The organism is Ktedonobacter sp. SOSP1-52 (genome assembly GCF_016587395.1).
The window spans coordinates 724,207-737,948 of record NZ_BNJH01000005.1; the positions used below are offsets into that span (position 1 = coordinate 724,207).

A 13,742-nucleotide genomic window follows, 5' to 3' on the forward strand; every position below is an offset into this window, starting at 1 on the left:
CAAGAGGTGCTGCCAGTGGGCTAAGAAGCGGGCAATGAAGGCATCGCTGAACAGCTCGGTGGCATATTCCAGGGTAGCATGTAGTCCCTGTCGCCCCTCGGACATGATCATCGTCAACTCAAACTTGGCGGTGCTGTTATTGAGGGTCTCATCGTCCTCCTCGACCTGCAGTGGCGACTGCTCAGCTGCCAGGATGGCATCGGGCGCGTTCTGCAGCACAAAGGCGACCTGGAAGAGCGGTGAGCGATTGCCCTCGCGTTGCTGCGGCATGGCCTCGACTACCTGCTCAAAGGGCACATCCTGGTGCGCATAGGCATCCAGGGTTGTGGTACGGACCTGGGCGAGCAGGTCGCGGAAGGAGGGATTGTCCGCCAGGTCGCTGCGCAGCACCAGCATGTTGACGAAGAAGCCGATCAGCCCCTCCAACTCCTGATGGGTGCGGTTGGCGATCGGGCTACCCACGGCGATATCCTGCTGGCCGCTGTAGCGGGTCAGCAAGACCTGGAAGGCGGCCAGCAGCGTCATAAACAGCGTGACCCCTTCGCGTTGGGAGAAGGTCTGCAACTGCGTGCTGAGGTCGGCAGGCAAAAGCACATGCTGTTTGGCGCCCTGGAAGCTGAGGATAGCGGGTCGGGGATGATCGGTGGGCAGGTTCAGTGGTGACAGACCCGCCAGACGCGTCTTCCAGTAGTCCAGGTGCCGGGCGAGCACCTCACCTTGGAGCCAGGAACGCTGCCAGAGGCATAGTCGGCATACTGTACAGGCAGGGCGGGCAGCGTAGCGGCCTCGCCGCGCTGGCGGGCCAGATAGAGCCTGGTCAGCTCTTCGATGAGTCGGCCACTGGACCAGCCATCGGAGATGATGTGGTGTAGGGTGAGCAAGAGGACCTGCTCCTCTGCGGCCAGTTGGAGCAGCCAGCTGCGCAGCAGGGGTCCCCGGGCCAGATCGAAGGGATGGGCCGCCTCCTGCTGGGCGAGGAGCCGAGCCTGCTCGGTGCGCGTCTCCGGTGACAGGAAGCGCAGATCCACCACGGCCATCTCGGAGAGGGCTGTGGGCTGATCTGCTGCCAGGGCTCACCTTGTTGGCTGGGGAAGGTGGTGCGCAGATTCTCGTGGCGCAGGATGACCTCATGCAGCGCCTGCCACAACGCCCGACGATCCAGCTTTCCACGCAAACGCATCTCCCGTGGAATCGTATAGGTACTGCTTCCCGGCTCCAGCTGATCCAGGAACCAGAGGCGCTGCTGGGCAAAGGAAAGTGGCAATCGGTGATCACGGGCTGCTGGCACGAGAGGTGGCAGGGCCACTCCATGCCCCTGGCGCAGAGCCTCTTCGATGCGCAGTGCGAGCCCGGCAACTGTAGGCGTTTCAAACAGCCAGGTAATGGGAACTTCTACACCGAATGCTGTACGCATCTGGGCGATAAGGCGTGTGCCCAGCAAGGAATGTCCGCCCAACTGAAAGAAATCATCGCTGCGACCGATTTCGCGCACATCCAGAACGTGCCGCCAGATCTGCTGCACCATGGCCTCAACAGGGGTGCGCACATCCTCGATCGGCTCTACGCGCGTTTTTCCTCCGCTTTCGGCTGAGGGCGCAGGCAGGCGCCGGCGATCCAGTTTGCCATTGGGCGAGAGTGGGAACTGCTCCAGGCAGACAATATATCTGGGGACAAGATAAGATGGTAGCTGCTGATTCAAAGCTTCGCATACACTCTGCTGATCGGGCCCTGGCTGTTTCCAGGGGATGATATAACCAACCAGGTAAGGATCTCCCTCCAGCTCGTCGGGTCCATCTGTGCGCAATTGCACGACCGCCTCACGCACTGTCGGCAAATTTCGCAGGTGCTCTTCAATTTCACTAGGCTCGATGCGGTATCCACGCAACTTGATCTGGGCGTCCTGGCGACCAATAAACTCTATTAGCCCCTCTTCGTTCTCGCGCACGACATCGCCAGTACGATACCAGCGTGTCTGCTCGCTGATCAAAAAGCGTTCGGCCGTCTCGTCCGGGGCATTCAGATAACCCAGCGAAACGCCCTCGCCCGCAATATACAGCTCTCCCTTGCAGCCCTGGGGGACGGCATGGCGTTCATCATCCCATATCGCGACATGTACGTTAGAGATTGGATGACCAATCGGCACACTATAAGCGCGATCCTGTGGATCAGGAATGTAGACCTGGTACAGCAGCCCCAAAGGATTGACCATAGCTCCTATGGTCGTCTCGGTCGGCCCATAATGATTGTAGAGTCGACAGGTCTGTGGAGCATCCGGGCTGTGTTTAAGCTGCTCAACCAGGGTCCAAGGCAGGGCCTCTCCACCCAGGATCAAGCGCTGGCGAGGAATAATCCCGCTCGCTCCGGTAGCGAGCAGTGCCTGTAGGTGTGTTGGCACAATTTTAAGCACATCAAGAGCATGGCTACGGGCATAGCTGGCAAAGGCCGCGCCATCGGTGACAAGGGTATAAGGAAGCAAATGGAGGCAACCACCAGAAGCCAGAGCACAGAAGATGGAGGTATTGCCCAGGTCGGCAGCCAGGCTGGAGACGGTGGCAAAATGCCAGCCAGACTGCACTTCCAGCAGATCGCATAGGGCCTGCGTATAATTGCTGATGCTTTGCTGGCTGATCTGGACCCCTTTGGGACTACCCGTGGAGCCGGAGGTATAGATCACCGAGGCTACCTGCTGGGGTTGAATCGCTACCTCCGGCGGGCTCGCTGGCTGATCTTCAAGTATAGCTGGCAGGGACTCGACCTGGATCGTAACAGCCGGATTGTCATCCAGTGAAACGATCTGCTCCTGCAGTTCACGGCTATATATAATGGCAGCCGGGGCTATCTGGCCCAGGAGGAGCCTGACGCGGGAAGGTGGTAGGTCCTCATCCAGGGGCACATAGCATCCTCCCGCCTTGAGTACGGCTAATATGCTGATAATGGCCCACTGGTCGCGACGCTGATACAGGGCGATCCGCTGACCGGGGAGTACCCCATGTGACAACAGCAGGTTGGCCAGTTGATTCGTAACTTGCTCAACCTCCTGATAGCTCAGCAACACCGTACCAAAGCGTAAAGCTGGAGCTGCTGGCTGGCGCTGGACCTGAGCCTGGAAACGTTGATGCAAGGGAACGAAGGGCCAGTCACGCTGCTGACCCTGCCAGCGCTCCTGTTGTGTTACTTGCTCCAGTGGCGTAAGTAGCGCCAGAGAGCTGAGCGCCGCCTCCGGCTGTTCGGCTACGCTGCTGATGCACTGGAGCAGTAATCCAGCCAGACGCTGAATCTGCTCACCAGAGAATAGGGATGGGTTATAAGCAAGCTGTAGTTGTAGCGATGCTTTGGTCTGTTGTGCACGCAGCTGCAGCTGGAATGGCTCCCCCCATTCTTCCTGGCGCGGCCATGTGACGGCCAGCGGGCCATAGATCGCAGGTTCAGGTTGTGATTCATAAGCGAAACTGAGCGGAAATGAACGCTGTGCCGGTGTGTTTGAACTGAGAGCTTCCCAGGTAAAATAAAGTTGCTTTTCAAGCGCCTGCTGGTAGAGTTGCTGCATTTGCGTAAGTACCCATGCAAATGAGCGCTGATTCGTCAGACTGATGGAGAGCGGCACCATACGGGCATAAGGTCCAATCAGATCAACCAGTTCCTCGTAGGGGCGTCCATCACATGATAGACCCAGGACCAGTTCTTGATCGCCTGTAAGTCGCCAGAGGAGTGTATGCCAGCTTGCCAGTAATATCACCTCAGTCGTAACGTTAAAGCGCTGGGCTAAAAGTTGAATCTGCCGCTGTACATCCTCTGAGAGAAGGATGTCATGCTCCTGTGGCTTGGATAAGGTCGGGGCCGAAAGGCTCCAGTTCTGATAAATGTTTTTTTCACTGCGCTGAAAGGGCAGAGACAGATTCCCGAGCTGCGAGAGATCTAGCTTGCGCCAGTACGCCAGTTGCTCCTCCGCCTCGTCGTCTTGCAGTAACTCATTGAGCCACGCACTCACATTCGTATACTGGAGTGGTTCCTCCTCCTCTCCTTCTCCTCTATTATCCAGGCGGGCGGCATAGTTCTCAAAGATCGCTGTGCTTAGCTGTTTCAGCGCCGGAGCATCCGCGCAGAGAGCGTGAACGGTTAGCAGCAGTATGTGAGATTGGGGAGAAAGGCGCAATACTTCAGCGTAGAGCAATGGTCCATGCTCCAGGTCAAAAGGATGTTGCAAGAGCGCGCGCCAATGTTCATCCTGAAATATTTGCTGGTTTTTACTACTTATATGTTGAAGATCGATCAGCGGGCAGGAGACCTTGCTGTAACTACTGATAGCCTGCATCGGTAGCTCTACACCAGGGACCTGAACAAAGGCTGTACGCAAGATCTCATGCCGATCAACAACGTACTGAAGCGCTTGCTGGAACACCGCAGGCTCAAAATATCCTGTGATCTCAATGGCACATTGCACACGGGACCATGGCTTATCCTGTGTCCAGGACCAGAGACGCGACTGTTGTGGGGAAAGACGAGCCCCTTTTACATCTATCGTTTGCATCTACTTTGACTCCTCAATCTATAAGCTATGTGCGAGATACGGGCATCAACGCTTTGGCTACCGTGGACATCCACGAGAGCGCTGTATCCCACTCTTCTTAAGAAAGGTCGATCATATCCTCTTTAAAATCTTTCAGTTTGCTCAGATGGCGCTGCAGGCTCTTTTTCTTTTGGACAGTGCGCTGCTGCTCTTCTTCCTTGCTATAGATCTCCAGATGATCAATTGGAGTTTCAGGATGAGTCACAATGGCCTGTAGCAATGCCGCATAGTGGTTCATTATCCTCTCAATAGTTGCCTCTTTAAATAAATCAGTGCTATAGGCGACCGAACAACCAAGTCCTGCAGGTTCTTCCGTCACAAAGAGCGCCATATCGAACTTGGCAGAGGTCGTGTCGCTATCAATCGAAGTTATGGTAAGATCCGGAAGCTCCGCATCAGTCAATGGCACATTCTGCATGACAAAAAGGGCGTTTATCAGTGGGGTACGACTACCCTCTCTTTGCAGGTGTAAATGCTCAATAATCATCTCAAATGGAAAATCCTGATGTGTATATGCATTGATGATGACTTCCCGCATCGTGTGCAGAAAATCGTGGAAGGGTAATTTCCCATTCACGTGTCCTCTCAGTGCCAGCAGATTGACGAAGAAGCCGATCAGCTTCTCGGTCTCCAGATGGGAGCGGTTGGCGCTATCAGTGCCGACCACGATATCCTCCTGACCACTGAGACGATAGAGCAGGATCTGGAAGGCGGCCAGCAGGGTCATAAACAGGGTCGCCCCCTCTTGCTGGCTCAGTTGCCGTAGTGCCTGCGCCAGCTGGGCATCTAGCTGAAATCCATAATGCGCGCCCTGCTGGCTAAGGGCACGGGTGCGCGGATAATCGGTGGGCAGCTCCAGCGCGCGTGCCCCATTGAGCTGCTGGGTCCAGTAGCGGATCTGCTCTTTGAGCACCTCGCCCTGCAGCCAGCCGCGCTGCCAGGAGGCGTAATCGGCGTATTGGATAGGCAGCGGGGGCAAGGGTGAGGGCTCGCCTGCTCTGAACGCCTGATAGAGAGCTGTCAGCTCCTGGACGAGGATGCCCATGGACCAGCCATCGGAGACGATGTGGTGCATGGTCAGGAACAGGATATGCTCCTGAGGTGAAAGGCGCAGCAGCCAGCTGCGCAGCAGGGGTCCCTGGCGCAGGTCAAAGGGCTGTTCGGCCTCTTGTTCCACGAGCTGTTCAATGGCCGCTTCACGCTGCTGGTGGTCATAGCCGCTGAGATCGATCACGGGGAACGGGATCGGCGTCTGCTGGACGATGCGTTGAAGCACCTGCCCCTGGCGCTCTTCAAACACGGTGCGCAGGCTTTCATGGCGCTGGATGAGCGCCGAGAGGCTGGCGCGTAGGGCGGGGATCGCCAGGGTGCCGTGCAGACGAGCGAAAACGGGAATGCTATAGGCGGCGCTGCGAGGAGCGAACTGGTGCAAGAACCAGAGGCGCTGCTGAGCGAAAGAGAGGGGGAGATCCTGATCGCGCGGCACGGGCAGCAGTGGCGGCATCGGCTGTGTGTGTCCCTGTGCCTGGCGCAACAGCAGTTGGAGGCGAGCCGCCAGCAGAGATATGGTGGGAGCCTCAAAGAGCAGCAGCAAGGGGACCTCGGTGTGGAGCAGCTTGCGTAGGCGAGCGACCACCTGGGTAGCCAGTAGGGAGTGGCCTCCGAGCTCAAAGAAGTTCTCCTGCAGGCCGACTTGGTCGCGCTGCAGAACCTGCTTCCAGACCTGAGACACCAGTTCCTCCAGTTCATTGCGTGGTCGCTGCTCGGTGTCCTGGTTCCCTGGCTCTTCGTCTACCGTCAGGGTTGCCAGCTGCCGGCGATCCACTTTGCCCGAAGAGGTCAGGGGCAGCTGCTCCAGTTCAACCAGTCCCGAGGGGAGCATGTACTGGGGCAGCCGCTCCCCCAGATAGGAGCGCAGCTCCTGCAAGGAGAGCGCATGCTCGGGTGTGCGCACCACATAGGCGATCAGGCGCTGCTCGGCGACCGCAGTGTTTGTCCTGGTGTGCTGCATCCCGACCGCCGCCGCGCTGACGGCGGGATGGGTACTGAGGATTGCCTCGATCTCGCCGGGTTCGATGCGATAGCCCCGCAGCTTGACCTGCGCATCCCGGCGTCCCAGGTATTGCAGGGTGTTGGAGCGCTGGGGGACGAAGCGGGCCAGATCGCCGGTCCGGTAGAGGCGGGCACCCGGCTCCGAGCTGAAGGGATGGGGCAGGAACGCCTCGGCGGTCAGGTCGGATCGGCGATGATAGCCGCGTGCCAGGCCAGCGCCGCCGAGGAAGACCTCTCCGGGGACCCCGATGGGAACGGGCTGCAGGTACGCATCGAGCAGGTAGACCTGGAGATTGGAGATCGGGCGTCCGATGGGGACGCGAGCGAGCTGTGGATCTGGCTCACAGGGCCAGCAGGTGGCATCGATCGTCGCTTCGGTGGGTCCGTAGAGGTTGTAGAGGCGCGTGGTGGGGGGTAGGGAGGTCATGGCGCGGCGAAGCAGATCGGCGCGCAGTTCCTCACCGCCGCAAAACAGGGAGCGCAGATGGTGGCAGTATGGCAGCAGCGGCTCATCGAGGAGGGCGTGCAGCAGGGTGGGGACCACCTGCAGGATGCTAATCTGCTGGTGGGCCAGCGTCAGGGCGAGGGCGGCGCTATCGCGGTGGGTATCGGGCTGAGCCAGGACGAGGCAGGCGCCAGCCAGCAGGGGAGCGTAGAACTCCCAGACGGAGGCATCGAAGCTGGCAGGGGTTTTTTGCAGCACGCGATCGGCGGGGGTGAGAGGGAAGGTAGTCTGCATCCAGAGCATGTGGTTGGAGAGCGCGGCATGCGAGATCATCACCCCTTTGGGGTGACCCGTTGAGCCCGATGTATAGATCATGTAGGCTAGGTTGTCGGCCTCTGTGCGGCTGACAGGCTGCTGCGCGCTTTGCTGAGCGATCTTCACCCACTGCGTATCCAGGCAAAGGGTCTGAACCTGCTGAATGGGAAGTTGCGCCAGCAGATATTGTTGGGTCAGTAGGATGGGAGCTCTGGTCTCTTCAAGCAAAAGTTGCAGGCGAGTTGGTGGAAGGGTAGGATCGAGAGGGATATAGGCTCCGCCCGCCTTCAGAACGCCCAGCATCCCAACGACCATAGCGAGCGAGCGTTCCACACAGATGCCAACCAGCGCATCAGGACCGATGTCCCGGCTTTGTAAATAGTGGGCCAACTGATTCGCGCGCTGATTGAGCTGGTCGTACGTCACCTGCCCCTCTTCACATACGAGCGCCACTGCATCTGGTGTCTTTTCAACCTGGGCTTCAAAGATCCTATGCACACACGTTTTCTGATAGGACGCATCGCTTGCCTGGTTCCACTCAAAGAGCAGCTGGCTATGCTCGGAAGCAGTCAAGAGTGGCAGCGACGAGAGCGGCTGCTCAGGAGTGGCCACGATGCCCTCAAGTAAGACCTGCCAATGTGCCAGTAAGCGCTGGATGGTACTGGTCGCAAAGAGATCGGTGCTGTATTCCAGCGTGATCTGCAAGCCTTCAGGGCTCTCGGTCACGATGACGCTCAGCTCAAACTTGGCACTGTGCTGCTCAAGCGCAACGTTCTCTGCCTGGAGCTCTGCCGACCCCGACAGCTCCTCATCCTCCTCCCTATTTTTGAGTTCAAAGAGGACCTGGAAGAGCGGGGAGCGGCTCAGGTCTCGCTGGGGCTGCAGCGCCTCCACCACCTGCTCAAAAGGAACTTCCTGATGGGCATAGGCTCCCAGGGCCATGGCGCGCACCCGCGCCAGCAGCTCGATAAACGCAGGGTTGCCCGAGAGGTCGCTGCGCAGCACCAGCGTGTTGACAAAGAAGCCGATCAGTCCCTCGACCTCCTCGCGCGTCCGGTTGGCGATCGGGGTGCCCACGGCGATATCCTGCTGACCGCTGTAGCGCGAGAGCAAGACCTGGAAGGCAGCCAGCAGGGTCATAAACAGCGTGACCCCTTCGCGTTGGGAGAGCTCGTGCAGTTGCTGACTCAAGGCGCGTGGCAGGCGGCGCTGGTGGAGCGCGCCGTGGAAGGTCTGGACGGCGGGTCTGGGCTGGTCGGTGGGTAGTTCCAGGGGGGTGAGACCTCTCAACTGCTGCTTCCAGTAGTCCAGTTGCCGTGCGAGTACCTCACCCTGGAGCCAGGAACGCTGCCAGAGGGCATAATCAGCATACTGGATGGGCAAGGGGGGAGCGCGGCCCGCTGGTGGTGTAGCGCGGCCAGGTACAGGATACTGAGTTCACGGAAGAGGATGCCGCCAGACCAGCCATCAGAGACGATGTGGTGCAGGTTGAGGAGCAGGACGTGTTCCTGCTGCTCCGCCAGGCGCAGCAGCAGGTAGCGTAGCAGAGGGCCCTGGGCCAGGTCGAATGGTTGTGCGGCCGCCTGCTGGAGGAGCTGGAGGGTGACGAGCTCGCGCTCCTGGGAGGGCAGGGTGCTCAGATCCAGGACGAGCAAGGGGGTCAACGGTTGGGGATGGATGAGCTGGATCGGCTGACCATCGCGCAGGGGGAAGGTGGTGCGCAGATTTTCATGGCGCAGGATGAGGGCGTGCAGGGCCTGCAGGAAGGCGCGCAGATCGAGGGGACCACGCAGGCGGAGCGCCTGGGGGATCGAGTAGGCGGAGCTGCCGGGCTCCAGCTGGTCCAGGAACCAGAGGCGTTGCTGGGCAAAAGAGAGCGGCAGCGGCTGCTGGCGCGAGGCCGGCTCGATAGGTGGCAGCTGTATACCCTGCCCTAATTGCAGCTCATCCGCAATACGCCTGGATAGCTGCGTCACCGTAGGAGATTCAAAGAGCCAGGTAATCGGCACTGCTATGCCAAAGATGGCCTGCAGCCGTGCAGTCACCCTGGTACCCAATAATGAATGGCCTCCCAGCTGGAAGAAATTATCGGTTCTGCTAATCCGCTCAATCTGCAGCACGTCCTGCCAGATCCCCAGCATCACTTCCTCTACCGGTGTATGCATCTGTTCCGGTTGCCGTGATTTTTCTTGTCCGGGTGATAGGGGTCCTGGTAAGCGCTGCCGATCCACTTTCCCGTTGGTTGTGAGAGGCAAGGCATCTAAGTGCAGCACCTGAGCCGGCACCATATATGCGGGCAACTGTTTCATCAGAGCCTGTCTGAGTTGTTCCTGATCGGGTCCTGGCTGCTGATGCGATACGACATAACCTAGCAGAGTATCCTCTCGACTTTCCTCGGTCCATAACTGAACGACCGCTTCTTTTACGTCGGGAAGCTTTCTCAATTGCGCTTCGATCTCTCCAAGCTCGATGCGGTATCCGCGCAGTTTGACCTGGGTGTCCTGCCTGCCAATGAACTCCAGGACTCCATCGGCACGATAGCGCACCATATCGCCGGTGCGATAGAGGCGGGCACCTTCTTGATTGCTAAAGGGATCGGGCACAAAACGCTCGGCTGTGACGTCTGGCCGAGACAGATAGCCCCGAGCTATGCCAGAGCCTCCAATGTAGAGCTCTCCTTTTGATCCGACCGGGAGCAACCGCAGTTGAGCATCGAGAGGATACACCTGTATATTGGCAATTGGGCGACCGATCGGCACGCTGTATTGCTGTCCCTGGGGCATCTGTATCTCCTGGGTATCTCCCAATTGATAGACTACAGCGCCTATGGTGGCCTCGGTCGGGCCATAATGATTGTAGATCTGGCAGGTTGGCCGCGCCTGTTGAATCTGCCGCACCAGGGACCAGGGCAAAGCTTCGCCGCCCAGAATGAGTCGTCTTCGCGGGAGCACAGCGGCCGCCTCTGATGAGAGCAGCGCCTGTAGATGGGAAGGCACGATCTTGAGCACATCCAGGGGATACCTCTGCGCATAGGCAGAGAGCGCGATGGCATCAGTGACCAGCTCGTAGGGAAGTATATGGACGCACCCGCCAGAAGCGAGGCCACAAAAGATAGCGGTATTGCCTAGATCGGCGGCCAGCGAAGACACGGTAGCAAAGTGCCAGCCCTCTTTCACCTCTAGCAGCTGACAGAGCGCCTGCGTATAGTTGCTCACGCTCTCCTGGCGGATCTCAACCCCCTTGGGAACTCCCGTAGAGCCAGAAGTGTACATGATATAGGCCAGGCTGTCGCGATTTACCTTTATCTCCGGTGTCGTAACAGGCTGTCCCGTCAGCTGCTGTACGAGCATCTCGATCAGTAACACTGGGGCCGTGGATGATGGCAGGCGATCCTCTAGCTGCTTGCTGCTAAGGATCAGGGCTGGTTCTAGCTGCTGTAGCAGGGCCTGCAGACGCGCGGCAGGCACATCCACCTCCAGTGGAATATAGACGCCGCCTGCCTTAAGTACCGCCAGCAAACTAATGATCGTCCAGTGGTTGCGGGGCAGGCAAAGCGCGACATGGCCGCCTGGCTGCAGGCCAGCTGTCAGAAGCAGGTGAGCGAGTTGATTCGCCTGCTGCTCTAGCTGTCCATAGCTCAGCAGCAGCTCTCCATAGCGCAAGGCCGGGGCCTGAGGATGTTGACGCGCCTGAGCTTCAAAGAGTTTGTGAATGCCCTGATGAACAGGATAATTCGCCTGCGTGGCATTCCACTCAGACACCATGAGGTGTTTTTCCTGTTCTGTGAGCAGATGCAGCGTATCAATGACCACATCTGGATTGGCCAGCACCTGTTCGCAGACTATCTGCCACTGCTGCTGTAAACGCTGTATATCCTGCTGGCGAAAGGCCCGGTGATCATAGTGGAGCGCTACCCGCAGGCCCTCAGCACTTCTCAGGCAGACCATATTTACTTTGAAGTAGTCCAGATCCATGCCTTGATCTATGACCCTCCACTCGATTTGTCCTGTCTGCCATGGGAGCGGGAGCGCCTCATAGCTAAAGCCAAAGGGGCAAAACGGCTCTTCCGCATCGCTATCTTCTGCCTCAACGAACTGCCAGCTAAAATACTCTTGCCATTCGTCTGCCTGGCTCAGCGTCTCCTCGACCTGCTGCACCACCTGCCGGTAGCTGGCCTGTTTTTGAAACTGATACACGAGGGGAAGGGACCTGGCGAGTAGGCCAACCGCTTGCTTGACCTCTTGATATCCTCTCCCATCGTTGTTGGTCCCGATAAGCACGCCCGTTTGATCTGTCAGGCGTGCGAGAACGATACCCCAGCATGCGAGCAGGAGACTTTTCTCTGACACACCCAGCAGCTCGACCAGTGCTTGCATCTGTGAGAGCATCCGTTCTGGGAGCTCTAGCGTCAACGCATGTGGAACAAAAGACGCATGCCGATCGACTGGTTGCTCGTAGGGGAGAGACACTGTATTTTGCAGCGCGCGTGTTGTGGAAAGCCAGTACGCACCACCTGGGGAATCGGTTTCCTCCTGTGCGATGTCGTATAGCCATTCTGTCAGATCGGCGTATTGCAGGGGTTCCTCTTCTTCTGGTGCCTGCTGGCTATACAACAGGCTTAATTCCTGGAGCAAGATATGGCATGTTTGCATATCCGCATTCAGGGTAGCCATATCCCAGTAAAGCCAGTGGCGCTCAGCTGAACAGCTCACCAGCAGCACTTTCCGGGCTGGTCCTGCTGTTAGATCGAGCGGTTGATTTCGTCTACCCTCGCGCAGGCTGACAAGCGTCTCTTCCTGCTCCTGTGGAGAAAGGGCAGAGCAATCATAGAACTCCAGAAGCAGGGGAGTACCTGGATCTATCACCTGCGCGGGCAGGGCAAACCCTGTCAGCCGCGGAAAGTGTGTTCGCAGAATCTCATAGCGTTCCACCAGATGCCTCAGAGACCTGTACAAGCGGGCCAGATCAAGGTGCCCTTGCAGAAGTGCTGCAACATGAGTGCGATAGGGGAATGATCTCTCTGGATGCGGTAAAGCACACAAATGTCGTTGCTGTGGAGAAAGCCGAAAACTTTCTATCAGTATCTCAGGCATGGTGGTTTCTATCTCTTTCTCTCCTCTGAAATGAACATTTTCATGCTGGGAGGCGTTGCCAGACATTGAAGGTTGGACCTTTCAGGTGATAGCTCTCAAGAGCGTGCTGTGAAGGGCAGGCTCATTCCTGTTAAAATGCGGCGCGGCCCCGTAAATGGCGATCGCGCATGAGCTACCTGCATGTTATCGAGCAGCAGGACATCGCCTTTTTGCCAGGGAAACTTCACGATTTCCCGCGTATAGGCCTGGCGCAAAGCATCTAACGTGCTATCTTCTATGGGTGAGCCATCACCATAGTAGGTATTGCCCGGCAGGTCCTCTTCGGCGAATTGCTTGAGTAATGCCCCACTGACTTCGGGCCCCAGGGTTGTCACATGAAAAAAGGTGGCGTGATTAAACCAGAGTGGCTGGCCAGTTTTCGGATGAGGGACTACTGCCGGGCCTACCCGATAGGTGCGCAGGCGATTCTCGCCTTTCCACTTGCACTGGATACCTGCCTGCTGGCAAAACTCCTCCACCACTTCACGGCTAGAGGTTTGAAAGACGGTTTGCCAGGGAAGCCCGATCCCATCGCCGTAGTTGCGCACATACAGCACGCCCTTTTGCTGAAAGCGCTCCCTGATCTGCGGATCGATGTGTTCATACACCTTGCCCACATCTGCGATGGGTGTCTCGCCTCCCTGGGTTGGGGGCGTTTGACAGAAAAAAGCGATGCGCAAAGGCCAGGTCTGGCGATAAGAGCTCTCATTATGGAAGAAGATACTTTGATCAGCAGGATAATCAGTCGAAGTGTAGATGTTTCCGCTGATCAGGCTACGAGGAGAAGACTGCTCATGATATTCGAGTGTGCTCCCCGTAGCGCCTGTAATAAAGGCCTCAAAATCATCGGCGCTCTTGAGCGCAAAGCCCCGGAAGAGGATACCCCCATACTTCAGCAGGTAGCTCTCGATGAGCGGCTGATTATGTGTTGACCAATTTATGAGATCAAGGTCATCGACCGCGGGCTGTACAAGCAGCGGCAGCGTTCCCTGTGAGTCAAGCGCGCCAACCTTTACCAGGGCTTCCTGCGAGGTATTGGCTGTCGTCACAGCTTTCCGCTTGATGGATTTGATGGACCTGGGATTACGCTCATCGCGTTGTGTATTGGTCATGAGACTCCCTTCCTTGCTGTCTATGATCATCTGTCTGTCTAGAATTACTCATGTACGTGACGGGGAGAGACGCTTCTCATCGGCATGGCCTGCGCCTCGCGCCATCCTCATCAGCTTAG

The 13,742-nt window shown here is 57.8% G+C and carries 3 protein-coding genes and 2 pseudogenes; all 5 read right to left on the reverse strand.

Translation table 11 applies throughout. From position 1 onward, the window contains the following. Window positions 1-18: 18 nt before the first annotated feature. Window positions 19-1,037: pseudogene (locus JMJ16_RS57585) on the reverse strand (condensation domain-containing protein); the annotation flags it as partial. Window positions 1,038-1,060: 23 nt separating this feature from the next. Beyond that, window positions 1,061-4,528, reverse strand: a pseudogene (locus JMJ16_RS43720) (amino acid adenylation domain-containing protein); the annotation flags it as partial. A 97-nt stretch (window positions 4,529-4,625) separates the two neighbouring features. Continuing rightward, a complete protein-coding gene (locus JMJ16_RS43725; protein ID WP_201391856.1) occupies window positions 4,626-8,762 on the reverse strand; it encodes a non-ribosomal peptide synthetase in 4,137 nt (1,378 codons plus the stop codon). Then, window positions 8,666-12,472 (reverse strand): non-ribosomal peptide synthetase, encoded by a 3,807-nt coding sequence (locus tag JMJ16_RS43730; protein ID WP_201391858.1) that lies wholly within the window; start codon window positions 12,470-12,472, stop codon window positions 8,666-8,668. Before JMJ16_RS43730 ends, JMJ16_RS43725 begins: the two co-directional genes overlap by 97 nt. Window positions 12,473-12,567: 95 nt before the next feature. Continuing rightward, a complete protein-coding gene (locus JMJ16_RS43735) occupies window positions 12,568-13,623 on the reverse strand; it encodes a TauD/TfdA family dioxygenase (RefSeq protein ID WP_201391860.1) in 1,056 nt (351 codons plus the stop codon). Window positions 13,624-13,742: the final 119 nt, after the last annotated feature.